Here is a 24,632-nt window from a genome sequence, read left to right as displayed (position 1 = left end):
CGCATCAGTCACACCCCGCCCCCGGGGAAAGGACGCGCCGCCATGTCGGAAGCCATCACCCGCTCCGCCACGACAAGTCCCGACCTCCTCACGTCCCTGGAACCACTGCTGCGCGAATGGCTGCCCAGACAGCGCTGGTTCGCCGGCAAGGGACGTCCGGTCACGGACTTCTCCCTGGTGGCGGCCACCGAACTACTGCCGGTCACCACACAGCTCGGCCTGTACCACCTCCTCGTACGCGCCCATCAGCCCGCGCTGCAGGGCCTCGGAGACTGCTACCAGCTCCTCATAGGCGCGCGCGAGGCGCTGCCCCCCCGGCTGGCGCCCGCGCTGATCGGACACGTGGACCGGGGCCCACTGACCGGACGGACGGTGTACGACGCCCTGTACGACGCCCGGCCGGCCGAGGTGCTGCTGGAGGCGATGCGGACCCGGGCCCGGATCGGCGCCCTGCGCTTCGACCGCCACGGGGACGGGGACGACAAGGGCACGGCCGGGGACAACGGCGAGAGCGAGATACCGGCGGGGCTGGTGGCCCGGGTGGTGACCGCGGAGCAGTCCAACTCGTCGATCATCTACGGCGATACGTTCATCCTGAAGCTGCTCCGCCGGGTCGTACCGGGCGTCAACCCCGACCTGGAACTGCCGCTGGCGCTGGCCCGCGAGGGCTGCCCCCGGGTACCGGCCCCGGTGGCGTGGATACACACCGACGCGACCGGGACGACCGATCCCGACGCTGAGCTGAACGCCGAGGACAGTTACGTACTCGGCGTCCTCCAGCCCTTCGTGCGGGGTGCCGCCGACGGCTGGGAACTGGCGTTGCGCGAGCTGGCCAAGGGGGAGGACTTCAGCGCGGAGGCGCGAGCGCTCGGGCGGGCCACCGCCGAGGTGCACCTGGCGCTCGCCCGCGCCCTGCCCACCGTGACGCTGGGCCACGCGCAGCTGCGCCCGCTGGTCGACGGCATGATCGACCGCCTCGACGCGGCGGTCCAGACCGTACCGGCCCTCCACCCGTACGCGTCCGGCCTGCGCTCGGCGTACGAGGCACTGGCCGACCTCGCCGCCGAGGGCCGGACCTGGACGGCCCAGCGCATCCACGGCGATCTGCACCTCGGGCAGTGCCTGCGTTCGCCGTCCGGGGAGTGGTCGCTGATCGACTTCGAGGGCGAGCCGTCCAAGCCGCTCGCGGAACGGCGGCTGCCGCAGCCGCCGGCCCGGGACATCGCGGGCATGCTCCGCTCCTTCGACTACGCGGCCCACTCGCTCCACCCCCGGCCGCCCGGCTGGGCGGCACTGTGCCGGGCCGCGTACTGCGCCGGATACGCGGAGACCGCCGGCCGGGACCCGCGTACCGATCCCGTACTGCTGCGGGCGTACGAGACGGACAAGGCGGTGTACGAAGTGGTGTACGAGGCACGGCACCGCCCGGACTGGCTTCCGGTACCCATGTCGGCGGTACAGCGCCTGGCCGCACCCGGCTGACCTCCCGCGTCACCCCGCTCCACCGCCACTCGCCCTACCTCACCTCCGAAAGGCCCCCGCCCGTGACCCCGCACTCCCCGTCCAGCGGCTCGAAGCACCCGAAGAAGAAGACGTCCGCGAAGAAGGACCCTGGGAAGAAGGCGGCGAAGAAGGCGGCGCGGGAAGCAGCGAAGGAGGGGGCGAAGAAGGGAACGAAGGGGTTGGAGAAGAAGGTGGAAGAGACGGTGGAGGCGAAGGCGAAGGCGGCGGAGGCTGCGGAGAAGGTGGCGGAGAAGGTGGAGATCAAGCCGGACACGACGCCTGAGCCGGTGCCCGTGCCGGTGACAAAGCCGGTGCCCGTGCCGGAGCAGTCGACGGAGCCGGAGCCCGTGCCCGCGCCGGGGCAGTCGACGGTCACGGAGTCGTCGCCCCTACCGGAGCCGGTGCCGGAGCCGGTCACGGAGCCCGTACCTGTGCCCGTACCCGTGGCGGAGAAGTCCGCCCCGCGACCGGTGGTCGAGGTCGCTCCGCAGGAGACCGTTCTGCTCCCCTCCCCCGCGCTGGACGCCTCCGACCGCGGGCGGCTGCTGGCCGGCACGCACCACGACCCGCACTCCGTCCTGGGCGCGCACGCGCTGCCGGGTGGGGTCGCTTTCCGGGTGCTGCGGCCGTACGCCCGGTCGGTGACCGTCGTGGCCGGGGATCTGCGGGCCGAGCTGCACGACGACGGCGACGGGTTCTTCTCGGGTGCGCTGCCACTGCGGGGCGTCCCGGAGTACCGGCTGGTCATCGCGTACGAGGGGCAGGTGCAGGAGACCGAGGACGCGTACCGGCTGCTGCCCGCGCTGGGCGACCTGGACCTGCATCTCATCGGCGAGGGCCGGCACGAGGAGCTGTGGAAGGCGCTGGGCGCCGAGCCGATGACCCACCAGGGCGTCACCGGCACCCGCTTCGCCGTCTGGGCGCCCAACGCGCGCGGGGTACGGGTGACCGGGGGCTTCAACTTCTGGGACGGTACGGCGTATCCGATGCGGTCGCTGGGCGGCACCGGAGTGTGGGAACTGTTCGTGCCGGGCGTCGGCGAGGGCGAGCTGTACAAGTACGAGATCACGCGCCCGGACGGCTCGAAGACACAGCGCGCGGACCCGATGGCCCGCCGGACCGAGATCCCACCCAACACGTCGTCCATCGTGCACAGTTCCCACTACGAGTGGGAGGACGCTCAGTGGCTGGCGCGGCGGGCGGAGGCCCCGGCGCACGAGGCCCCGATGTCGATCTACGAACTCCATCTGGCGTCCTGGCGACCGGGCCTGACGTACCGTCAACTCGCCGACCAGCTCCCCGCCTACGTACGGGACCTGGGCTTCACGCACGTGGAGCTGATGCCGGTGGCGGAGCACCCCTTCGGCGGCTCGTGGGGCTACCAGGTCACCGGTTTCTACGCGCCCACGGCCCGGCTGGGCACTCCGGACGACTTCAAGTACCTGGTGGACGCCCTGCATCGCGCCGGCATCGGCGTACTGATGGACTGGGTCCCGGCCCACTTCCCGCGCGACGAATGGGCGTTGGCCGAGTTCGACGGCCACCCGCTGTACGAGCACGAGGACCCGCTGCGTGCCGCCCACCCCGACTGGGGCACCCTGGAGTTCGACTACGGCAGGCGCGAGGTCCGCAACTTCCTGGTGGCGAACGCCGTTTACTGGTGCGAGGAGTTCCACATAGACGGCCTGCGGGTCGACGCGGTCGCCTCGATGCTCTACCTCGACTACTCGCGTGAGCCCGGCCAGTGGACGCCGAACGAGCACGGGGGCCGCGAGAACCTGGACGCGGTCGTCTTCCTCCAGGAGATGAACGCCACGGTGTACCGGCGGGTCCCGGGGGTCGTGACGATCGCCGAGGAGTCGACGGCGTGGGACGGCGTCACCCGGGCCACGCACCACACGGGCCCCGGCGGTTTCGGCGGCCTGGGCTTCGGGCTGAAGTGGAACATGGGCTGGATGCACGACTCGCTCGGCTACGTCCAGCACGACCCGGTCCACCGCAAGCACCACCACCACGAGATGACGTTCTCCATGGTGTACGCGTACAGCGAGAACTACGTCCTGCCGATCTCCCACGACGAGGTCGTCCACGGCAAGGGATCGCTGGTGTCGAAGATGCCGGGCGACTGGTGGCAGCAACGGGCCACCGAGCGGGCGTACCTGGCGTTCATGTGGTCACATCCAGGCAAGCAACTCCTCTTCATGGGCCAGGAGTTCGCGCAGGGCGCGGAGTGGTCGGAGGTCCATGGCCCCGACTGGTGGCTGCTCGACCCCGCCTACGGGGCCGAGGCCGACCACCGGGGCGTACGGGACCTGGTCCGCGACCTGAACACGGTGTACCGGGACACTCCGGCCCTCTGGCAGCTGGACACGAACCCGTCGGGCTTCGAGTGGCTGGTCGGGGACGCGGCGGAGGACAACGTCTTCGCCTTCGTCCGCTACGACGCGCAGGGCGTCCCTCTTCTGTCGATCAGCAACTTCTCCCCGGTCGTCCGCGACGACTACCGCATCGGCGTCCCGGACACGGTCCCCGCCTGGCACGAGACCCTGAACACGGACGCGTCCCGCTACGGCGGCGCCGACATCCGCAACCCGGACCCCCTGAAACCGGACCCCCAGCCCTGGCACGGCCGCCCGGCCAGCATCCGCGTCACCCTGCCACCGCTGGCGACGGTGTGGCTGCGCCCGGCATAAGGCAGCTCCCAGGGATGGGACGGGGGTGGGCGGCGGGGCGAGACAACCCGCCGCCCACCCCCGTCTCACCGCCCCCCGAACATCAACCTTCGCAACGCGCTCAGCAACCCCTTCACCTGCCCGTCCCCACCGGACTCCGACGCCGCCTCCACGCCACTCGAAGCTCCGCGCCAACCCCCGGCACCGGGACCGACACCGCCGTCCACCCCACGCCCGCTCAACTCGTAGCGAACCGGCAGCAACCGCAACCCCCGCACCACCGGCCCCGACCGCCACGGCAACTGGTCCGGCGGCAAGGTCAGTTCGGCCTTTTCCAGATGGTCGAAGATCCGCCCCACCGCCGTACTCACGATCATCCCGCCCAACTCCCGCGCCGCACTGGGACACTGATGCGGCCCGGCACCCCACCCCAGATGCGCCCGCGTACTCACCGTCGCCCCGACCAGGTGAGACGATCCGATCGCCATCAGGTCCCCGTGTGCCGCCGCGGCCGAGGGCGAGACGATGTCCCCGCCCCGGATCCAGAAGTTCCCCAGCGCCACATCCCGCGCCGCGAACCGGAAGCACATGTTGGCCACCGGCGGATTCACCAGCGCCGCCCTGTTCACGGTCTCCCCGAGCTGCCCAGCCGACAGACTGCGCCGCACCGTCGCGTTTCCGCGCAACACCTCCAGCAGCGTGTTCAGCACCATGTTCCCGGTGATGTCGTTCAGGTACACCGCGTTCATGAACAGCTCACGCCCCAACTGCTCGTCCGACAGCTCCGGGTCGGCCAGCAGCATGTAGGAAGTCAGGTCGTCCCCGGGCCGCGCCCGCCGGTGCCCGGCCAGCCGCGTCATCGCGGCCAGCGCCCGCCCCGTCGCCGGTCCCGCGTCCGGCCCGCCGTCCAGCATCCGCCACAGGTCCATGACCAGCTCGTCCCCGAGCTCGACAGGGCACCCGAACAGCTTCGTGGTGACCATCAGCAGCAACGGCCGCGTGTACTGCGCCCCGAGGTCGACGAACCCCGCCGTGCCCGACTCGGCCGCCAGCATCCCGATCAGCTCGTCGGCGTACCGCGCGACCGTCGCCCGCAACTCCCAGCCCTGCGGGGTCCGTCCGTCCTGGAACGGCCGCAGCGCCGCATGATGCGTGTGCCGGGCGGCGAGATGCTCCTCGTCGTCCATGAACATCGTCTGCCGCACCTCGTAGCCCGCGAGCAGCGGCCAGTCCGGTGGCAGCCGGCCCTGCGCCCTGGCCCTCCAGTACCGCACGTCCCGCCGCCACACACTCTCGTTCCGCAGTACCTCCAGCACCTCGCGGTAGTCGAGAACCAGCCACACCGGTACGCCCATCAGCCCCACCGGCGCCACGGGTCCGTAGGTGCGCCGAAGTCGCGCGTAGACCCCGCCCGGGTCGGCGTCGAACTCCGACGTCAACAGCGGTTCCACGGGCAACGACTCGAGCGCCGGGCTGTCGGCCGGTGCGGTCGTGAACGGATGGGCTTCCATACGCACACGCATACCGCACCGGCCGTGCACGTGCAGTGACCATGGCGCGAACTGTTACGTCTTGGTGACTCTTGGTGCACGCGTCACGCGTTCGGGCCGGGTGCACCCGGTCCCCTCAGATCCCGAGAGCGGACAGCGCCACCGGCAACTCCCCCTGGTGCAGCACGCCGACGCGCTGAGTGGCCCGGGTCAGCGCGACGTACAGGTCACTCGTGCCGAAGGCTCCCGGTTCCACCAGCAGCACGGAGTCGAATTCCAGCCCCTTGGCCTGCCGGGGATCGAGCAGTACGACATCCCGCGTCAGGTCGGGCTCCTCCCCCGCCTCCACACCGTCCAGCCGAGTCGCCAACTCACCGTGCAGCTCGCGCGGCGCGATCACGGCGAGCCGCCCGTCGACGGGCGCCAGCTCACCGACGGCCTTCTCCACGGCTCCCGCGAGATCGGCGAGATCACCGTCGACGGCCCGCACCCACGGCCGTACCCCGGTCGACCGTACGGACCTCGGCGGCTCGAAGTCCGACCGCTCCGCCCGCACCACGGCCGCCGCCACGTCCATGATCTCGGCCGGTGTCCGGTAGTTGACGCCCAGCCGGGCATGCTCCCAGCGGCCCTGGACGTACGGCGCGAGGATGTCCGCCCAGTCCCCGACGCCGCCCGGCTCGGCGGTCTGCGCGGGATCGCCGACCAGGGTCATCGACCGGGTCGGGCTGCGCCGCATGAGGAGCCGCCACGCCATCGGCGACAACTCCTGCGCCTCGTCGACGATGATGTGCCCGAACGCCCAGGTCCGGTCGGCCGCCGCCCGTTCGGCGGCGCTGCGCAGGTCGTCCTCCTCGTGCCGCTCGGCGAACCGCTCCGCGTCGATGATGTCGTGCGCGGACAGGATCTCGGAGTCCTCCGCCCCCAGGTCCTCGAACTCGTACGTCCGGGAGGCGTACGAAACGTCCAGCACACCCTGCGCGTACTCGACTTGGCTGCTGCGCTCGCGCTCCGCCCGCGCCCGGGCGACCCGGTCGTCCGCACCGAGCAGCTCCGCCGCCTCGTCGAGCAGCGGTACGTCCGCCTTGGTCCAGGCCCGGGTGACGGGCCGCCGAATGGCATCGGCGTCGGCCTCCGACACGTACCCCTCGGGTGCGGCGAGGAAGTCCGCGACCAGCCGCCGCGGGGTGACGCGGGGCCACAACTGGTCGATGGCGGCCCAGACTTCGCGGTTGTCGGCCAGATCGTCGCGGATCTGGGTGATGTCGCTGGGGTCGAGGAGATTGCTGCCGTCGTACGGGTCGGTGCCGATCCGCTCCGCCAGCATCTCGGTCAGCGTGTTGAGGATGTGCCCCTCGAAGTGTTCGCGCGCGACGTTGTGCGGCAGCTTCGCCTCGCGCGTGCGCTCCCGCGCCATGCTCACCAACCCGGCGTCGAGCATGAGGACGTCCCGGTCGTGCTCGATGGCGATGACGGGGTCGGGCAGCCCCTGCCGGTCCCGTACGACGGCTGCCAGCACGTCGGCCATCCCGGCCCGCCCCTTGACCACAGCGGCTTCGGGCGTGTCGGCGGCGGTGGCCTTCACGCCCGGGAACAGCTCGCCGACGGTCGCCAGCAGCACACCGGTCTCGCCGAGCGAGGGCAGCACCTCGCCGATGTAGCCGAGGAAGGCGGGGTTGGGCCCGACGATCAACACGGCTCGCTTGGCGAGGAGTTCACGGTGTTCGTAGAGCAGGTAGGCGGCCCGGTGCAGCGCGACGGCGGTCTTGCCGGTGCCGGGCCCGCCCTCCACCACCAGCACACCTCGGTGCGGGGCACGGATGATCTCGTCCTGTTCGGCCTGGATGGTCTGCACGATGTCGTGCATCCGGCCGGTGCGGGCGGAGTCGAGCGCGGCGAGCAGCACCGCGTCGCCGGAGGGGTCCTCGTAGCCGGTGCGCGTCCGGTCCCCGAGGTCGAGGATCTCGTCGTGGAGTCCGGTGACGTGCCGCCCGTCCGTAGTGATGTGCCGCCGCCGGCGCAGCCCCATCGTGGTGTGCCCGGTGGCGAGATAGAAGGGCCGGGCGACCTCGGCCCGCCAGTCGATGAGCATCGGGGTGCGCTCCGCGTCGTCGGCGCGCAGTCCGATACGGCCGATGTGGTGGGTGACACCGGAGGTGAGATCGATCCGCCCGAAGCAGAGCGAACCGTCGACGGCGTTCAGCGCGGCAAGCAGCCCGGACCGCTCGGCGACGAGCACGTCCCGTTCAAGCCGGGCCTGCATCGGCGTACTGCCCTGCGCGAGCGCGTCCGTGACGGAGTGCTCGGTGTCGCCGCGCAAGGCGTCGACGCGGGTGTAGAGCCCGTCGACGAATTCCTGCTCAATCCGCAATTCATCGCGAGTTGATTCCGTGTTTGCGCCCCTGTTTGACAATTCCGCTCCCGCTCGGATATACTCTGCTCATTGAACTTGTCGCGACCCAATTACAACAAAGTCGCGAACCATTGAATATACGCAAAGAAATCCCCCGAGCGCAATCGCTCGGGGGATTTCTTTCTTCGTCTGCGGCTCGGAGTGCGTCAGAGTACGTCGGACAGCTCCTCCAGCAACCGCCTTTTCGGTCGGGCCCCCACCATCGACCGCACCGGCTCTCCGCCCCGGAAAACCATGAACGTCGGCATGGACAGGACCCGGTAGGCGTTGGTCGTCAGCGGATTGGTGTCCACGTTCAGCTGGACCACCTTCAGGCGGTCGGACTCCTCCGCCGCGAGGCTGCTCAGTACCGGGGCCATCTGGCGGCACGGTGGGCACCAGTCGGCCGTGAACTCCACCAGGACCGGCAACTCCGCTCCGATCACCTCCGCCTCGAAGTCCGCGTCCGTCACCTCGGCCACGCCCGCTGCCCTGATCATCGTGTTCGTCCTCCCCATTCGCATGCCGGTTCCGGACCGCCCGGAACCGTCGCCTCGGCCGCCAACTCGTCGCGCGCCTGCTCGGCCCGCGTCAGCTGTTCGCCGACCTTCGCCCGTACCGACTGCAACTCGCCGATCAGCGCGTCGAGTTCGTCCAGCTTGCGGCGGTAGACGGCGAGTGACGCGGGGCAGGAGTCGCCCTCCGGGTGGCCCGCCCGCAGGCAGTCCACGAAGGGCCGCGTCTCCTCCAGGTCGAACCCGAAGTCCTGGAGCGTCCTGATCTGCCGGAGCAGCTTCAGGTCGTCCTCGTCGTAGGCGCGGTAGCCGTTGTCCGTGCGCCGCGCGGGCAGCAGCCCCCGCGACTCGTAGTACCGCAGGGTCCGTGTGGTGGTCCCGACCCGCGCCGCCAGCTCTCCGATTCGCATGCCGATTCGCATACGTACGAACGTAGTCCTTGACGCCGACGTCAAGGCAAGACTGGGCCCGGCCCGGCACGGCCCGGTCGGCCGGCTCACCCCGGGGGCAGCAGTGGCTTCCCCTCCACCGGGGACGACAGGACGATCGACGTCGTCGTCCGGCCCAGCGCCGACGTCTGTTCGAGGACGTCCTCCAGGTGGACCGTGTTCTCCACGGCCACCTTGAGGATCCAGCAGTCCTCGCCGACCACGTGGTGCGCCTCGGTGATCTCGGGGCGGGCGAGCAGCTCCAGGGTCCTGGGGTGCTTGAGGGTGTAGCCGCCGTGCGGATTGACCCGGATGAAGGCCTGGATGCCGTAGCCGAGGCGCGAGGGGGCGACACGGGCGCCGTATCCGGTGATCGCGCCCGCCGACTCCAGCCGGCGTACTCGCTCCGTGACCGCCGCGGGACTCAGCCGCACGCGCCTGCCCAGCTCGCTCAGCTTGATCCGGCCGTCGGTCTGGAGGAGCTCCAGGATCTGCCGGTCCAACGCGTCGAAGGCCGCCGACGTTTCGTCGGCGGCGGCTCGCGACTTCCGTGGTTCTTTCGGTACTCCGGCCGGATGTCCCATGACTCCCCCTTCAGAACTCACTCTTGCGCCGGGACAATTATGATCGCAAGGTCCACAACGGGGAGGGGACGTCATGCGTGACGTATTGGTCATCGGCGGTAATCGCTATTTCGGAAAACGGGTCCTCGGCCGGCTGATCGCCGCCGGAGACCGTGTCACCGTGCTCAATCGGGGTTCCGCTTCACCGCCCGCCGGGGCAATTCACCTAGTCGCCGACCGCGACGACGAGGCCGCCCTGAATTCCGCTCTCGGTGACCGTGCCTTCGACGCCGTCGTCGACCAGGTCTGCTACACGCCCCGCCAGGCGGCGATCGCCCGGCGCGCCTTCGCCGGCGGCCGTACCCGCCGCTATGTGATGACGTCCACGATCGAGGTGTACGAGTACGAGGACTCCCTCGTCTACGAGGACACCGTCGTCCCCGTGCGCGAGGACGCCGTCGATCCGCGTACCATCCCCGTCCGGCTCGAACTCCCCTGGCACAAGCCGGAGTTCCGCGAGACGCACTACGGCGAGGGCAAGCGCCAGGCCGAAGCGGTCTTCGCGTCCACCGACGCCGACGACAACGATGCCACCGATGAATCCGGCGACACTGCGGCCGGCGGTACGGGGTTTCCGTTTCCGTACACCGCCGTACGCGTGGCCCATGTCCTCGGCGGGGACGACGACTTCACCGGCAGGCTCGACCACTATGCCCAGCGCATCCGTAGCGGCGCACCGATAGCCGTACCGACCGAGAACCGGCCCGCGACCTACATCCACGTCGAGGAGATCGCCGACTTCCTGTTCTGGGCGGTGGGCGAGAACTTCACCGGGCCGGTCAACGCCGCCTCCCACGGCCTGCTGACCACCGAGGAGTTGTGCGCGGCCGTGGCCCGGCACATCCCGAACGGCCGGACCGTCTTCCAGAACGTCGACGTCGGCAAGGTCTCCCCGTTCTCCTTCTCGCGCTCGTACGGCATGGACAACTCCCGGGCCACCGGGCTCGGTTTCACCTTCGGCCATGTCCAGGAGTGGCTGCCCCGGGCTGTCGCCGAGACGCTCGGGGCGGAGGTGGGGAAGCGCGAGGGCGGGGACGGGTAGGTGACGTGCGGTACGGCACATAGCGGGCCCGCGGGAAATCGGCATGCTTGGAAGGGGAGCCGGCCTCTACCGTGACGCCATGACGACCCCCGAGCAGCAGCCGCCTCAGACGGCGAGCCCTCCGACGCCCGAGGGGCTGCCCAAGGCCGAGTTCGCCTTTCCCGGTCCGCTCCGCGACCAGCTCGTCGCCGCGATTCTCGACGGTTCGAAGACGTCCACGACCGGGCTCGTCGTCGACTACGAGCACGAGGGTGAGGCTCTGCCGGAGGCCGGGAGCCGTTCGGTGGTCGTCGACTCCGAGGACCGGCCGGTCGGGATCATCGAGGTCACGGGCGTACGAGTGGTTCCGCTGGCCGAGGTGGATCTCGCCCACGCGCTCGACGAGGGCGAGGGCTATGCGGACGTGGCCGCGTGGCGGGCCGGTCACGAGCGGTTCTGGCACAGCTCGGAGATGCGGGCGGCGCTCGGGGACCCCGGGTTCACCGTGGACGACGCGACACCGGCGGTACTCGAACGATTCCGCCTCGTGACCGACCTCAGGCCTTGAGGTTCTCGCCCCCGCCCGCGCCTGCCCGTCCCACCCCTGGGGGCTCCGCCCCAGACGGGCTGGAGGCAGGGGTGGGCGGGTGGGAAACAAGAACCCGGGCTGCCGAAAGCGGCAGCGCAGCTCATCGGCCCGTATGTGTGAGCTCGGGCAGGTCGGCCGGGTCCGCGGGGACTTCGGTACCCGTCTGCTCCGCCTCCTCCTGCCCGCGCCCCTTCCCCGGCAGCAGAACAGCGACCAGTACCGTCCCCACCCCCAGGATCACCGCCCCGATCAGGCTCGTGTGGGCCACCGCGTCCGAGAAGGACGAGCCGACCGCGTCTGCCATCTGCCGCGCCCCCTGGGCGAGTTGAGTCGCCTGCGCCTTCAACTCGGCCGCCTGCCCGGTCTTCCCCGCGCTCGCCGCCTGCGATGCCTGTGCCGCGAGCTGCCGGGCCTGTGCGCCGATCGTCCGGGCCACCTGGTAGCCCGCGCCGACCGAGTCCTGGGCCGAACTCAGCGCGCCCGCCGGCAGCTTGCTGCCGTTCGTCGCGTCGGTGAGGTGGGAGGCGTACGACGTGGAGAGCAGTGAGCCGAGGATCGCGATGCCGAGTGAGCCGCCGAGTTCCAGCGAGGTGTCGTTCACCGCCCCGCCGACGCCCAGTTCGGCCTCGGGGAACGCCCCCATGATCGCGTCCGTGCACGGGGAGAGCGCGAGGCCGATCGCGAGGCCGAGGACGACGAGAGGGGCGACGAAAGTCCCGTACGACGAACCGGAGTTCACCTGCGAGAGCAGCGCGAGGGCCGCCGTACCGCCGACCATGCCCGCCGTGACCGTGACCTTCATGCCGACGCGCGGGGTGAAGTAGCCGGTGAGGGCCGAGCCGGCGAAGACCGCGCCCGCCAGCGGCAGCATGCGCAGGCCGGTGTCCAGGGCGTCGTAGCCGAGCACGAACTGGAGGTGCTGCGTGAGGTAGTAGAACGCGCCGAAGACCGCCAGGAAGAACAGGGCGACCGCGAGGTTCGAGCCCGCGAACCGGCGCTGTGTGAAGCGGCGTACGTCGAGGACCGGGCGCGGGTGGCGCAGTTCCCATACGACGAAGAGGACAAGGCCGAGGCCCGCGGCGACCGCCGCCGTGACCGCCTTGAGGCCCCAGCCGAAGTGCGGCCCTTCGATGATCATGTAGACCAGCGCGCCGATCCACACCACGGACAGCAGGCCGCCGACGTAGTCGATCCGGTCGTGGTGGCCCGCCTTGGACGGCGGTACGAGGACGAAGGCGCCGATGATCGCGAGCACGGCGATCGGCACGTTGATCAGGAACGTCGAGGCCCAGCCGTGGTCCTCCAGCAGCGCGCCCGCGACCAGCGGGCCAGCCGCGATGGCGAGGCCTGCGGTGGCGGTCCACAGGGTGATCGCCTTGGCGCGTTCGGCGCGCGGGAAGGTCGCGGCGAGGAGGGAGAGTGTCGCGGGCATGATCAGCGCCGCGCCCACGCCCATGACGGCACGGGCCGCGATGACCCCGGTGGCCGAGTCGACCAGCGAGCCCGCGACCGACCCGGCGCCGAAGACGACCAGGCCGAGGACGAGCGCCCCACGGCGGCTGTACTTGTCGCCGATCGCGCCGAGCAGCAGCATCAGCGCCGCGTACGGGACGGTGTAGCCGTCGATCACCCACTGGAGGTCGGCGCTGGACAGGCCCAGGTCCTGGGTCATGTCGGGGGCGGCGACGGTGAGGGCGGTGTTCGCCATCACGATGATCAGCAGGCTCAGGCAGAGCACGAGGAGCGCCCACCAGCGCCGGGCGTACGGGCGGGTCATCCCCTCGACGGGTTCCGTCCTGACGAATCGCATGGCCACGGGGTCGCCTTCCTAACTGGCTGGTGATCACTGGCTGATGGCTGACGCCTGATCATTTTGCACAGTGACGTGCAGTTGCACAATAATGTGCAACATACCCCGATGCACAGTGCTGTGCAAATAGAAGGAAAGGAAGGCACAATGTCAGCCATGACCACGGGTACCACCAGCCGCGCCGACGTGAATCGCCGCCGCATCCTCGACGTCGCGCTCGCCGAACTGTTGCGCGACCCCGACGCCTCGATGGACCAGATCGCGCGCGCCGCAGGTGTCGTACGACGGACTGTGTACGGGCATTTCCCCAGCCGGGAGGCGCTGATCAGCACGCTGCTCGACGGCGCCGTGGAGGCGGTGGCCGCCGCGCACGCCGAGGGGATCGAGGGCGCCGCCGATGATCCGGCGGAGTGTGTCGCCCGGTCCACGCTCGCGGTCTGGCAGGTCGCCGACCGCTACCGCATCCTCGTCGGGCTCGCCCAGCGCAGCGTCACCGTGCAGGGCATCCGCGACCGGTTCGCTCCGGTCCGTGAGGCGTGTGTCGAGGTGCTGCGGCGGGGCCTGGAGGAGGGTGTGTTCACCTCGACCCTGCCCGCGGCGGCACTGGCGTACGTGCACGAGCAGATGCTGTTCGCGCTGATGGAGGCGGTGAACGACGGGCTCCTCGCAGCGGAGGAGGCGGGCCGCTCAGCCGCGGTCACCCTGCTGGCCGCGGCGGGTGTCCCCGTCTCCCGGGCCACCGCGCTGGTGGCCGAGCTGGGCGACGTGTCGACTGGGCAGCGTGACGGCTGAGCGACGTGTCGGCTGAGCGACGTGTCGGCCGACCGCCGTACCCGCGCACAGTCGTACCGACGAACTGCCGTACCGACGAACTGCCGTACCGGGCATGGAAATAGCCGAGCGGCCAGGCTTCGGGGGAGTGCCTGGCCGCTCGGCGTTTTTCGAGGTCCTGGGGCTCCGGCGGACCTGCCGGGGTGCCCCAGGCCGGTTGGCTGGACTACCGGGGAGTGTCCGGGCCATCCGGGGTTCGGGATCTGACTGCTGTTCTGCGCCGCCGTGAGTCCTGTGCCCGGGCGGCTGAGGGACAGGGGAGCACCTCAGCCGCCCGGAGTCGGCGGGCCCGGACCGGGTCGTAGCGGACCGGGCCGAACCTGGCCTGGCCTGGCCTGGCCTGGCCTGGCCTGGGATCAGGCCTTGGCGAGTTCCTTGTCGCCGCCCTGCTCGGGGGCGTCCGCGGCATCGGAGTCCGGGTGGAAGCCGTCGTTCTCGTCGATGAGCGTCTTCTCGTCGAACGGGTGCTGACCGGCGAGGACCTCCGCGACGCGCTCCTTGTCGATCTCGTTGGTCCAGGTGCCGATCAGGACCGTGGCGACCGCGTTGCCCGCGAAGTTCGTGAGGGCGCGGGCCTCGCTCATGAAGCGGTCGATGCCGACGATCAGGCCGAGGCCGTCCACCAGGGCGGGCTTGTGCGAGGAGAGACCGCCGGCCAGGGTCGCGAGACCGGCGCCGGTGACACCCGCCGCGCCCTTCGAGGCGACGAGCAGGAAGAGCAGCAGCGGGATCTGCTCACTGACCGACATCGGCGTACCCATGGCGTCGGCGATGAACAGGGACGCCATGGTCATGTAGATCATGGTGCCGTCGAGGTTGAACGAGTAGCCGGTCGGGACGGTGATGCCGACCACCGGCTTGCTGACGCCCAGGTGCTCCATCTTCGCGATGAGGCGCGGCAGCGCGGACTCGGAGGAGGAGGTCGAGAGGATCAGCAGGAACTCACGGCCCAGGTACTTGAAGAGCGAGAAGATGTTGAGGCCCGTGAAGATCTTCAGCAGCGCACCGAGCACGATGAAGACGAAGAGGAAACAGGTGAGGTAGAAGGACAGCATCAGGATGGCGAGCTGCTTGAGCGCGTCGACACCGGCGGACCCCGTCACCGCGGCCATGGCACCGAACGCACCGACGGGCGCGGCCCACATCACCATGCCGAGGATGCGGAAGACCAGGCGCTGGATGTGCTCCACACCGCGCATGATCGGCTGGCCGGCCGAGCCCATGGCCTGGAGGGCGAACCCGGCGAGCAGGGCGATGAGCAGCGTCTGGAGGACCTCACCGCCGGTGAAGGCGGAGACGAACGTCAACGGGATGATCCCGAGCAGGAACTCCGTGGTGTCCTTGGCCTCGGCCACGACCTGCGCCTGGCCGGTCTCCTTGACTGCGTCGGTCAGCGCGAGGCCGGTGCCCGGCTCGATGATGTTGCCGACGACGAGGCCGATGCCCAGCGCGACGAACGACATGAGCACGAAGTAGCCGAGCGCGATGCCGCCGACCTTGCCGACCTTCGCGGCCTTCCGTACCGAACCGATTCCGAGCACGATCGTGCAGAAGATGATCGGCGAGATCATCATCTTGATCAGGTTCACGAAGCCGGTACCGATGGGCTTCAGCTCGACGGCGAAGTCCGGGGCGATCAGGCCCACGGTGATACCGGCGGCCACCGCGGCGATGACCGCGATGTAGAGGTAGTGGGTACGGTCCCGCTTGGCGGCGGGTGCGGCAGGTGCCGTTGATGATGAGGTGGCCACGGCTGCCCTCCTTGACGTCGTCGTCGGCATCACCGGCGTGCGGCTCACGTCCGGGGGATGGGGAGAAAGTTGTGCTGGGGGTGCGATGGTGCTGGGTTGCGATGGTGTTGCGGGGTCGCGAGCGGCGGCGACCGAAAACAGGCCAAGGCCCGTGAATCGCGTCCCTGCGATGCCGTGACTATCCCTCGGCCTGTGAGGGCGGTCACCCTTCCGTTCATTTAGTTCACGCTTATAAGGAGAGGCAGACTGACACCATGCGCTTCCCCCGCGTTCCCGGACCCCGCAGCCTGGCCGCCCAGCTGTTCGCGATGCAGGCCGTGCTGATCGCGGTCGTGGTGGCCGGATGTGCGCTGTTCACCTACCTCAGCGACCGCACCCAGGCCGAGGACGCGGCGGGCCGCCAGGCGATGGCCGTCGCCCGTTCCGTCGCGGACGCCCCCTCCGTGCGCGAGGCGATCCTCACCGCTCCCGAGCCGACGGCGCTGCTCCAGCCGTACGCCCTCCAGGTGCAGCACCACACGGACGTCGACTTCATCACGATCATGGACCCCGAAGGCATCCGCTGGACCCATCCCGACAAGGCGCAGATCGGGCAGCGTTTCCTGGGGCACCGGGAGCGCGCGCTGCGCGGCGAGTCGTTCACGGAGGTCTTCTCCGGCACGCTCGGCCCGTCCGTCCGCGCGGTCACGCCGATCCGCGCCGGCGGTGCCGACGGCGAGATCATCGGGCTGGTCAGCGCGGGTATCCGGGTCGAGGAGATCACCGCCCGGGTCCAGGACCAGGTCACGGCACTGTTCGGAGTCGCGGCGGGCGCTCTGGCGCTGGGCGCGGTGGGTACGTACGTCATCAACGCGCGCCTGCGCCGCCACACACACGGGATGAACGCGGCCGAGCTGAGCCGCATGCACGACTACCACCAGGCCGCCCTGCACGCCGTACGCGAGGGGCTGCTGATGCTGGACGGGCAGTACAAGGTGGCGCTGATGAACGACGGCGGGCGTGAACTGCTGGGCGTCCTTGACGACGGCAAGGGCGAGGGCGAGGTCGTCGGGCGGTCCGTGGCCGAACTGGGGCTGCCGGCGCCGCTGACGGGTGCGCTGCTGTCGGCCGAGCCGCGCGTCGACGAGGTGCATCTGACCGCCGACCGGGTTCTGGTCGTCAACACCTCTCCGGTGTCGAGCGGTGAGCGCCGGGGCACGGTCGTCACCCTGCGCGATGTGACGGAACTCCAGTCCCTGATGGGCGAGTTGGACTCCGAGCGCGGTTTCACGCAGGCGCTGCGCTCGCAGGCGCACGAGGCGGCGAACCGCCTCCACACGGTCGTCTCCCTGATCGAGCTGGGGCGGGCGCCGGAGGCCGTGGACTTCGCGACCGCCGAACTGGAACTGGCCCAGGCGCTCACCGACCAGGTCGTCGCGGCGGTCAGTGAACCGGTGCTGGCCGCCCTGCTGCTCGGCAAGACGGCGCAGGCGAACGAGCGGGGCGTGGAACTGGTGGTGTCGGAGGACAGCAGCCTCGACGACGGTCTCCTCCCCGACACCCTCCCCTCCCGCGACCTGGTCACCATCCTGGGCAACCTCATCGACAACGCGGTGGACGCGGCCCAGGGAAGCGTGGAGGGCGGCATGGGGGCGTCCCGGGTGACGGTGACGGCCCTGACGGAGGACTCCCTGCTGGTGCTGCGCGTGTCGGACACGGGCGCGGGCGTCGACCCGGCCCACGCGGAGGCGGTCTTCCAGCGGGGCTTCACGACGAAACCGGCGGGACCGGGCGGTCGGGGTCTCGGCCTGGCGCTCGTACGGCAGGCGGTGGCCCGGCACGACGGGACACTGACGGTGGCCGAGGCGGCGTGCGGCGGGGCGGAGTTCGAGGTACGGCTGCCGTTGCCTAAGGTTGCGGCGCCCGTGGTGGTTCCGGCGAGCGTGGTGGTTCCGGCGAACGCTCCGGGGCGTCACGCTCCCGCCAGGTCCACTACAACCAAGTCCGCTGCTGACATCGCTGAGCCCGCCAAGCACGCCGAGACCACCGAGCACGCCGAGCACGCCTTGCCAGGAGGCGACGTATGACCGACCCGAGAGACACGACGCGCAGGGATACGACGACCGACCCCATCCGCGTTCTCGTCGTGGAGGACGACCCCGTCGCCGCCGACGCGCACGTCATGTACGTCGGCCGGGTGCCCGGGTTCACGGCCGTCGGCAAGGCCCACACGGGCGCGGAGGCGCGGCGCGCGCTGGACCGTACGCCCGTCGACCTGCTCCTGCTCGACTTCCATCTCCCGGACGGACACGGGCTGCAACTGGCCCGCTCGCTGCGGGCCGCCGGCTACCACGCGGACGTGATAGCGGTGACGTCGGCGCGGGACCTGGCGGTGGTCCGGGAGGGGGTCTCGCTGGGGGTCGTGCAGTACGTACTGAAGCCGTTCACCTTCGCGACCCTCCGGGACCGGCTGGTGCGGTACGCCGAGTACCACGCGTCGGCGGGCGAGGCGAGCGGCCAGGACGAGGTCGACCGCGCGCTGGCCACCCTGCGCGCACCGGGCCCCGCGGCCCTCCCCAAGGGCCTCAGCGCTCCCACCCTGGAACGGGTCACGGTGACCCTCCGGGCCAGCACCGAGGGGCTCACCGCGGCCGGGGTCGCCGAGGAGGTCGGCATCTCGCGCATCACCGCCCGGCGCTATCTGGAACACCTGGTGGACGCGGGCCGGGCGGCGCGGAGTCCGCAGTACGGGCAGGTGGGGCGGCCGGAGTTGCAGTACCGGTGGGTGAAGGGCTGATGGGGTACGGGGAGTTGAGCGGGTCTTACCTCAACGGCCGTGCGTAGGCGATGACTTGGGAGGCGAGTCCGACGACGCTGACTGCCTCGAAGCCGGAGAGCACAAGCAGACCGGGGCTGCCCTGGCCACCCGCCCAGTAGACGCCTAGACCGGCGAGCGGGACGAGACAGAAGGCCAGCAGATCGATGACGCACTGGACGGCCTTACGGGAACGCCGCCGCAGATTGGCACGATGGACCCGCTCCCAGCCGAAAACTCCCTCGCCCTGGGCAGGTTGGGTGAGCTGAGCGAGTTGGGCGAGCCGCGGCCCCAACTCGTCCCTCACATACGCCCCGATCGCGGAGATCTTCTCGTCGTTGACGAGGTAGGTCCAGCCGAGGACCACGCACACCGGCGGCAGGGCGAGCACGATGGCGGGCTGCTTGGCCTGCACGGCAGCCGCGATGACGGCGGCGACGACGGTGAGGGTGACATAGAGGAGGTTGTCGCGGAATCCGATACGGGTCTTCTGCTCCTCCTTGAGGACCGTGTACTCGGTGAGCAGGAGCTGCCCGAGGTCGACACCTGTTCTCGGCGATGCAGGTGGTTCCGGTGGTTCAGTTGATTCGGGTGACTCCGGATTCTCCGGTGACTCCGGCACGCTTCTTCCTTCCGATGCCTGTTGAGCGTCTGCTGAGCGAATGATCGCTGGTCGCCGGTCGCTGCAGGGTCATTGACCTGACTAGACCACTCCTCTTACGTTCGCCGGGCAGCCATACAGGCTTCAAGCCCGTAGGAGGTCGTGCTCGTGCGCCCCACCGCCGCCCGCCCAACTGCCCCATTCTCCCTGCTCATTGCCGCCACCCTCGCCATCGCCGCCGGCTCGCTCACGGCATGCGGCGGCGGCTCCGGAAGTGATCCGGACACGGTGAGGATCTCCTTCAAACAGTCGACCGACAACTCCGTCAAGGTGATGGACACCTTCCTCGCGGACGTCAGGAAACAGTTCGAGAAGGCCAACCCGGGCAAGAAGGTCGAGTTGGTCCCGATCAAGGCCCCGGACTCGGAGTACTACACCAAGGTCCAGCAGATGATCCGCTCCCCCAAGACGGCCCCCGACCTGGTCTACGAGGACACGTTCCTCATCAACTCGGACATCACCAGCGGGTACTTGAAGCCGCTGGACGCCTACCTGGCCAAGTGGCCCGACTGGAACCAGTTCATCGACACCGCGAAGACGGCGGCCAAGGCCGAGGACGGAAAGACGTACGGCGTCCCGGACGGCACGGACACGAGAGGCCTCTGGTACGACAAGGGGATCTTCAAGAAGGCGGGCTTACCGGCCGAGTGGCAGCCGAAGACGTGGGAGGAGGTGTTGTCCGCGGCCCGCACGATCAAGGAGAAGGTCTCTGACGTCACGCCTCTGAACGTCTACACGGGCAAACCGGCGGGCGAGGCGGCCACGATGCAGGGCTTCGAGATGCTGCTGTACGGAACGGGGGATGCGAGAGCGACGACCGCTAGTGACCCCTTGTACGACAGTTCGTCGAAGAAGTGGATCGCGGGAAGCCAGGCCTTCAAGGACGCCCTGACGTTCGTCGAAACGGTCTACGCGGAGAAGCTGGGCCCGGACGTGTCGGACGCGCTGGATCCGAACATCGCGACCCGCGTCCGCGGCGAGTGGCTCCCCCAGGGCAAGTTGGGCATCAACCTCGACGGCTCCTGGCTCCCCCAGGACTGGCTGCCGGGCAGCGGTCACGAATGGCCCGAGTGGTCGACGAAGTTGGGCCTGGCGGCGATGCCGACCCAGAACGGCCAGGCGCCGGGCAGGGTGAGCATGTCGGGCGGCTGGACGTGGGCGATCCCGTCGAAGGCCGGCAACCCTGACCTGGCCTTCGAGTTCATCAAGACGATGCAGACGAAGGCGAACGCCCAGAAGTGGTACATCGCCAACTCGGGCATCGCGGTACGGCAGGACGTGGCGGCGGACCCTGCGTACGTGGACGCCCAGCCCGGCATCAAGTTCTTCACGGACCTGGTCGCGAGCACGCACTACCGCCCGGCGTATCCGGCGTATCCGAAGGTCTCGACGGCCGTCCAGGAGGCGATGGAGGGCGTGACGACGGGCGACTCGTCGGTGGAGGAGGCGGCGAGCGCGTACGACGAGGCGCTGAAGTCGGCGACGAACGACCAGGTCGCAGAGAAGCCGTGAGTGCGGATACGGATACGGGGACGGGTGCGGGTGCGGGTGCGGGTGCGTCCAGGCGCTCCCTGTCCCGAACGCTGACGCGGGCGCTTCCGGTCACACCGGCGGTGATCCTGCTTCTCCTCTTCCTCGCCGGCCCGATCGCGTACTGCGCCTACATCGCCTTCACCGACCTCCAGTTGACGGGCCAGGCCGAGTCGTCGTTCATCGGCTTCGAGAACTTCCGGACGGCGTTCAAGGACGAGGCGTTCCTGAACGCCGTATGGCTGACGCTGGTGTTCACGGTCCTGTCGTCCCTCATCGGTCAGAACACGCTGGGGCTGGCGCTGGCGTCGCTGATGCAGCGTGCCTCGAAACCGGTGCGGACGATGGTGGGCGGGATCGTGATCACGGCGTGGGTACTGCCGGAGGTGGTGGCGGGGTTCCTGCTGTACGCCTTCTTCCGGAGGGAGGGCACCCTCAACGCCATCCTGGACTGGCTCCGTCTACCGTCCCAGAACTGGCTGTTCACGTTGCCGATCCTGGCGGTGTCGTTCGCGAACGTGTGGCGGGGTACGGCGTTCTCGATGCTGGTGTACTCGGCGGCGCTGAACGAGATCCCGAAGGAGATCACGGAGGCGGCGGAGGTGGACGGAGCAGGGGGCTGGCGGCGGATGTGGCACATCACGCTGCCGATGATCCGGCGGTCGATCGGCACGAACCTGATGCTGAACACGCTTCAGACGCTGTCGGTGTTCGGGCTGATCTGGGTGATGACGAGGGGCGGTCCGGGGAACAGGAGCCAGACACTCCCTCTCTTCATGTACGAACAGGCCTTCCAGAAAAGCATGATCGGGTACGGCACGGCGGTGGCGCTGCTGTTGCTGGTGGTCGGCTCGCTGTTCTCGGTGGTGTACGTGCGGCTGCTGCGTACGGAGGTGTGAGGGGGCCGTGGTGACGGTGGCGACGATGAGGTCCCGGCGTGCGAACCGCCGGTTGGCGGCCGATGCGGGGTTGTTGGTGGTCGCGGCGGCGTTCGTGCTCCCGCTCGCGTGGGTCGTCCTGTCGGCTCTGGATCCGCGGGCTGATCTACGGGTGCGGGTGCCGGACGGTTTGACGCTGGGGAACTTCGATGCGGTGCTGACGGATGACGTCACGTTTACGCCGCTGCTGAACAGTCTGCTGCTGTGCGGGGGCGGGACGCTGCTGACGGTGGTGTGTGCGGCGCTGGCCGCGTATCCGTTGTCGCGGTTTCGGTCGCGGTTGAACAGACCGTTTCTGCTGACGGTTCTGTTCGCCACATGTCTGCCGATCACTGCGATCATGGTGCCCGTTTACGCGCTTTTCGTGCGGGTGAACCTTATCGACACCATGCAGGGCACGATCTTCTTCTTTGCGGCTTCTCAGCTGCCGTTCGCCATTTGGCTGATGAAGAATTTCATGGATGGGGTGCCGAGGGAACTGGAGGAGGCCGCGTGGACGGACGGGGCTTCGTCGTTTCAGTCTCTGGTGCGGATTGTGCTGCCGTTGATGGGTCCGGGGGTGGCTGTCGTCACGGTGTTCTCGTTCGTGATGATGTGGGGGAACTTCTTCGTGCCGTTCATGTTGCTGCTCACGCCGGATCAGATGCCGGCGAGCGTGAGCATCAATGATTTCTTCGGGAATCGGGGGACGGTTGTCTATGGGCAGTTGGCCGCGTTTTCGGTTATTTATTCGACGCCGGTGATTTTGTTGTATGTGTTGGTGGCCCGGAGGGTGGGTGGGGGCTTCGCACTCGGTGGAGCCGTGAAAGGGTGAGTGGTGCGAGCCCGCCGGTCTGCGTGGCTGCTATCCCTGTTGCTCGGCCCGGATGCGGGCTTCGTCGGCCTCGACGGTGGAACCGGCCCGGGTGTGGGCACTGGCCGCCTGGAGCCAGGTGGCCAGCGCCTCGGCGGGGTTGCCGGTGGCCTCGTGGGTCGATGCGAGGTTGGAGAGGGTGCGGCCCACGCGGTGCCAGTCCTCGAGCTCCTGGAAAATCTCCAGCCCCTGTCGGTGAGCCGAAACGGCCGCTGCCCCTCGACCCGCTCTCCCGAGGGCTACACCGAGGTTGTCCCAGGCGATGGCCTCACCATGGCGGTCCTCTGTTGCCCGGTAGAGGTCGCGAGCGCGGGAGTGCGCCTCGATCGCCTCCTCCACCCGGCCCACCTCGCGCAGGGCGACACCAAGGTTGTTCCAGGCCCTGGCTTCACCGTGGCGATCCTCGACAACCTGGTGCAGTTCTCGGGCACGGGAGTGGGCCTCGATCGCCTCCTGCACCCGCCCCACCTCCATCAGGGCGAGACCCAGGTTGTTCCACGTCCTGGCCTCACCATGGCAATTCCGCGTCGCCTGGTGCAGGTCACGGGCACGGGAGTGCGCCTCGATCGCCTCCTCCACCCGACCCACCTCGCGCAGGGCAATGCCCAGGTTGTTCCACGCCCTGCCCTCACCACGACGGTTCCTCGTGGCTCGGTGCAGGTCACGAGCGCGGGAGTGGGCCTCGATCGCCTCCTCCAGCCGGCCCACCGTCCGAAGGGATCCGCCGAGGTTGTTCCACGCCCTGGCCTCGACCCTGCGCTCACCGGCACGATGGGCGGCCTCCTGGGCGGCACGGCTCACGGTGACCCGATCATCGCTGTACCGCCGCCAGCGCAGATACACCACCAAGGCCTCGGCGAGCCGAACCGCGGTGTCCGCATACCGCGCCCTACTCGCCCAACGCGCCGCGGCTACCAGCCCAGCCCGCTCCGCATCCAGCCATGCCAGTGCTTCCGCCCGTTCCGTGAACCACGCCGGCACCGGCCTCCCCGGCAGCCACCGCAAACGCCGATCAGCTGCGTACGCCCACGTGCAGTAGAAGGTCAGCACCCGCTCACGGGCCGCCTCCCCCTCCTCCACCAACCCCGCATCCCCCGCCACCACACCCACCCCGAACGCCCGTACCAAGTCGTGCAACCGCCACCGTCTACGCCCGCTCTGTCTCCCCCGCTCAACGAGATGGGCGCGAACCAGGGCCTCCAGTGCCTGGATCGGAGGGGCGTCGGTCCCGACGAGCGCGGCGACGACCTCATCGCTCGCATCCGGCCCCGGCGCCAGAGCAAGGAGACGTAACATGCGTGCCTGCTCCGGCGGCAAGCGTTTGTACGACAGGTCGAAGGCCGCGCGAACGCTGCGCTCGCCGTCGTCGAGATGGCCGAGCAGGTCACGGGACTCCGCGAGTTCGGCGGTGAGTTCGGCGACCGGCTTGTCCCGGTCCACCGCCAGCAATGCCGCCGCGATCTGGAGGGCCAGGGGCAGGTGCCCGCAGAGGCCGGCGAGGCGTGCGGCCTCCCCCGGGTCGTCGGCGACACGGCTGTCGGCCGGACGGGCGATCCGCAGGGCGCGGTCGAGCAGGTCGCATGCCTCCTCTGGCGTCAGCTCGTCCAACGCCAGCAGCCTGGCGCCCAGTTGGGGCAACCGGTCGCGGGAGGTGACCAGGAGTCGGTGCCCGCTGCCGCCGGGAAGCAGGGGCCGCACCTGGGCGGGCGAGGACGCGTTGTCGGCCAGGATCAGTACCGGGCCTCGATCACGGGCACGCGCTGCGAGGGCCGAGCGGTAGAGCGCGGCTCGTGCGTCCAGCCCGGCCGGGATGTGCTCCGGATCCGTACCCAGCGCCCGTAACAGCGCCTCCAGCGCCTGCTCTCCCGTGACGGGCTCCTCGTCGTACCCGTGCAGATCCACGAAGAGCACCCCGCCCGGAAACCAGTCCTTGCCGCAGGCCTCGTACCCGGCCTGCACGGCGAGCGCGGTCTTGCCGATGCCGCCGAGTCCGGAGACAGCCGCGACGACCACCGCCTCGGGGCCGGCCTCGGACGCGGCCGGGTCGAACGCGTCCAGCAGTTCCCGGAGTTCAGCCTCCCGCCCCGTGAATCCGACCGCCCGGGCGGGAAGGGCATCGAGCGCACTCGGCGCCGACGCGTGCTCGTAGTACACGGCCTTCGCCGTCACCGAGCCCGCGATGTTCGCACCCCGCAGGTCGATGTGATCCCCGCCGTACGCACTCGCCATCG

General features: G+C 69.7%; 19 protein-coding genes. 10 read left to right on the top strand and 9 right to left on the bottom strand.

From position 1 onward, the window contains the following. Positions 1 to 42: 42 nt before the first annotated feature. Positions 43 to 1,482, top strand: coding sequence for a phosphotransferase (locus G3I71_RS16515; protein ID WP_164315456.1), 1,440 nt, complete (start codon positions 43 to 45; stop codon positions 1,480 to 1,482). A gap of 62 nt (positions 1,483 to 1,544) precedes the next feature. Next, on the top strand, positions 1,545 to 4,196 hold the full coding sequence (glgB, locus tag G3I71_RS16510; protein WP_164315454.1) for a 1,4-alpha-glucan branching enzyme: 2,652 nt from the start codon (positions 1,545 to 1,547) through the stop codon (positions 4,194 to 4,196). Between the two features lie 65 nt (positions 4,197 to 4,261). On the opposite strand, the gene G3I71_RS16505 is transcribed toward glgB, so the two are convergent. The 5 genes from G3I71_RS16505 to G3I71_RS16485 form a co-directional block, all read right to left on the bottom strand. Further along, a complete protein-coding gene (locus G3I71_RS16505; RefSeq protein ID WP_164315452.1) occupies positions 4,262 to 5,686 on the bottom strand; it encodes a cytochrome P450 in 1,425 nt (474 codons plus the stop codon). A gap of 115 nt (positions 5,687 to 5,801) precedes the next feature. After that, positions 5,802 to 8,096 carry a UvrD-helicase domain-containing protein gene (locus tag G3I71_RS16500; protein WP_164315601.1) on the bottom strand — a complete coding sequence of 765 codons (2,295 nt, stop codon included), beginning with the start codon at positions 8,094 to 8,096 and terminating at the stop codon, positions 5,802 to 5,804. A gap of 128 nt (positions 8,097 to 8,224) precedes the next feature. Next, the gene (locus G3I71_RS16495) at positions 8,225 to 8,539 is read right to left on the bottom strand and encodes a thioredoxin domain-containing protein (RefSeq protein WP_343242981.1); all 315 of its coding nucleotides are present in this window, start codon (positions 8,537 to 8,539) and stop codon (positions 8,225 to 8,227) included. A 14-nt stretch (positions 8,540 to 8,553) separates the two neighbouring features. Next, positions 8,554 to 8,982, bottom strand: a complete 429-nt coding sequence (locus G3I71_RS16490) for a MerR family transcriptional regulator (protein WP_164315600.1) — start codon at positions 8,980 to 8,982, stop codon at positions 8,554 to 8,556. A gap of 86 nt (positions 8,983 to 9,068) precedes the next feature. Beyond that, positions 9,069 to 9,584 carry an Lrp/AsnC family transcriptional regulator gene (locus G3I71_RS16485; RefSeq protein WP_164315448.1) on the bottom strand — a complete coding sequence of 172 codons (516 nt, stop codon included), beginning with the start codon at positions 9,582 to 9,584 and terminating at the stop codon, positions 9,069 to 9,071. Between the two features lie 73 nt (positions 9,585 to 9,657). Here G3I71_RS16485 and G3I71_RS16480 point away from each other — a divergent pair, with 73 nt between their 5' ends. Then, positions 9,658 to 10,665: a reductase gene (locus G3I71_RS16480; protein ID WP_164315446.1), complete on the top strand. Its 1,008-nt coding sequence runs from the start codon at positions 9,658 to 9,660 to the stop codon at positions 10,663 to 10,665. 79 nt (positions 10,666 to 10,744) lie between these two features. Beyond that, on the top strand, positions 10,745 to 11,212 hold the full coding sequence (locus tag G3I71_RS16475; protein ID WP_164315444.1) for an ASCH domain-containing protein: 468 nt from the start codon (positions 10,745 to 10,747) through the stop codon (positions 11,210 to 11,212). A gap of 121 nt (positions 11,213 to 11,333) precedes the next feature. On the opposite strand, the gene G3I71_RS16470 is transcribed toward G3I71_RS16475, so the two are convergent. Next, the gene (locus G3I71_RS16470) at positions 11,334 to 13,043 is read right to left on the bottom strand and encodes an MFS transporter (RefSeq protein ID WP_164315442.1); all 1,710 of its coding nucleotides are present in this window, start codon (positions 13,041 to 13,043) and stop codon (positions 11,334 to 11,336) included. Positions 13,044 to 13,190: 147 nt separating this feature from the next. Between G3I71_RS16470 and G3I71_RS16465 the strand changes: the two genes are divergently transcribed. Then, complete coding sequence (locus G3I71_RS16465) at positions 13,191 to 13,835, top strand: TetR/AcrR family transcriptional regulator (RefSeq protein ID WP_164315440.1); 645 nt, start codon at positions 13,191 to 13,193, stop codon at positions 13,833 to 13,835. Between the two features lie 395 nt (positions 13,836 to 14,230). Here G3I71_RS16465 and G3I71_RS16460 read toward each other — a convergent pair whose 3' ends face one another. Next, positions 14,231 to 15,625 (bottom strand): cation:dicarboxylate symporter family transporter, encoded by a 1,395-nt coding sequence (locus G3I71_RS16460; RefSeq protein WP_164315438.1) that lies wholly within the window; start codon positions 15,623 to 15,625, stop codon positions 14,231 to 14,233. Between the two features lie 254 nt (positions 15,626 to 15,879). On the opposite strand from G3I71_RS16460, the gene G3I71_RS16455 reads away from it, so the two are divergent. Together G3I71_RS16455 and G3I71_RS16450 are read left to right on the top strand one after the other, a co-directional pair. Continuing rightward, positions 15,880 to 17,691, top strand: coding sequence for a sensor histidine kinase (locus G3I71_RS16455; RefSeq protein ID WP_164315436.1), 1,812 nt, complete (start codon positions 15,880 to 15,882; stop codon positions 17,689 to 17,691). Continuing rightward, a complete protein-coding gene (locus G3I71_RS16450) occupies positions 17,688 to 18,401 on the top strand; it encodes a response regulator (protein ID WP_164315434.1) in 714 nt (237 codons plus the stop codon). The genes G3I71_RS16455 and G3I71_RS16450 overlap by 4 nt, the downstream gene beginning before the upstream one ends. Positions 18,402 to 18,426: 25 nt before the next feature. Here the strand turns inward: G3I71_RS16450 and G3I71_RS16445 are convergent, their stop codons facing one another. Next, positions 18,427 to 18,945: a hypothetical protein gene (locus G3I71_RS16445; RefSeq protein WP_164315599.1), complete on the bottom strand. Its 519-nt coding sequence runs from the start codon at positions 18,943 to 18,945 to the stop codon at positions 18,427 to 18,429. Positions 18,946 to 19,182: 237 nt separating this feature from the next. Here G3I71_RS16445 and G3I71_RS16440 point away from each other — a divergent pair, with 237 nt between their 5' ends. Genes G3I71_RS16440 through G3I71_RS16430 form a run of 3 tightly spaced genes read left to right on the top strand, consistent with a single transcriptional unit; the run spans position 19,183 to position 22,362 of the window. Next, a complete protein-coding gene (locus tag G3I71_RS16440) occupies positions 19,183 to 20,592 on the top strand; it encodes an extracellular solute-binding protein (protein ID WP_164315433.1) in 1,410 nt (469 codons plus the stop codon). A gap of 59 nt (positions 20,593 to 20,651) precedes the next feature. Beyond that, a complete protein-coding gene (locus G3I71_RS16435; protein WP_164315598.1) occupies positions 20,652 to 21,509 on the top strand; it encodes a carbohydrate ABC transporter permease in 858 nt (285 codons plus the stop codon). A 25-nt stretch (positions 21,510 to 21,534) separates the two neighbouring features. Continuing rightward, positions 21,535 to 22,362, top strand: coding sequence for a carbohydrate ABC transporter permease (locus G3I71_RS16430; protein ID WP_164315597.1), 828 nt, complete (start codon positions 21,535 to 21,537; stop codon positions 22,360 to 22,362). Between the two features lie 30 nt (positions 22,363 to 22,392). Here G3I71_RS16430 and G3I71_RS16425 read toward each other — a convergent pair whose 3' ends face one another. Beyond that, a complete protein-coding gene (locus G3I71_RS16425; protein ID WP_164315431.1) occupies positions 22,393 to 24,630 on the bottom strand; it encodes a tetratricopeptide repeat protein in 2,238 nt (745 codons plus the stop codon). Between the last annotated feature and the right edge of the window lie 2 nt (positions 24,631 to 24,632).

It is taken from the genome of Streptomyces sp. SID12501, from assembly GCF_010550245.1.
Lineage (GTDB): Bacteria > Actinomycetota > Actinomycetes > Streptomycetales > Streptomycetaceae > Streptomyces.
The sequence above is the reverse complement of the archived record's forward strand: the minus strand, read 5'-3'. Positions and strand labels throughout refer to the sequence as shown.

Coding starts and splice junctions, on each gene's coding strand:
- G3I71_RS16515 (WP_164315456.1), top strand. CDS start 43: ATGTCGGAAGCCATCACCCGCTCCGCCACGACAAGTCCCGACCTCCTC.
- G3I71_RS16505 (WP_164315452.1), bottom strand. CDS start 5,686: ATGGAAGCCCATCCGTTCACGACCGCACCGGCCGACAGCCCGGCGCTC.
- G3I71_RS16490 (WP_164315600.1), bottom strand. CDS start 8,982: ATGCGAATCGGAGAGCTGGCGGCGCGGGTCGGGACCACCACACGGACC.
- G3I71_RS16485 (WP_164315448.1), bottom strand. CDS start 9,584: ATGGGACATCCGGCCGGAGTACCGAAAGAACCACGGAAGTCGCGAGCC.
- G3I71_RS16480 (WP_164315446.1), top strand. CDS start 9,658: ATGCGTGACGTATTGGTCATCGGCGGTAATCGCTATTTCGGAAAACGG.
- G3I71_RS16475 (WP_164315444.1), top strand. CDS start 10,745: ATGACGACCCCCGAGCAGCAGCCGCCTCAGACGGCGAGCCCTCCGACG.
- G3I71_RS16470 (WP_164315442.1), bottom strand. CDS start 13,043: ATGCGATTCGTCAGGACGGAACCCGTCGAGGGGATGACCCGCCCGTAC.
- G3I71_RS16465 (WP_164315440.1), top strand. CDS start 13,191: ATGTCAGCCATGACCACGGGTACCACCAGCCGCGCCGACGTGAATCGC.
- G3I71_RS16455 (WP_164315436.1), top strand. CDS start 15,880: ATGCGCTTCCCCCGCGTTCCCGGACCCCGCAGCCTGGCCGCCCAGCTG.
- G3I71_RS16450 (WP_164315434.1), top strand. CDS start 17,688: ATGACCGACCCGAGAGACACGACGCGCAGGGATACGACGACCGACCCC.
- G3I71_RS16430 (WP_164315597.1), top strand. CDS start 21,535: ATGAGGTCCCGGCGTGCGAACCGCCGGTTGGCGGCCGATGCGGGGTTG.
- G3I71_RS16425 (WP_164315431.1), bottom strand. CDS start 24,630: ATGGCGAGTGCGTACGGCGGGGATCACATCGACCTGCGGGGTGCGAAC.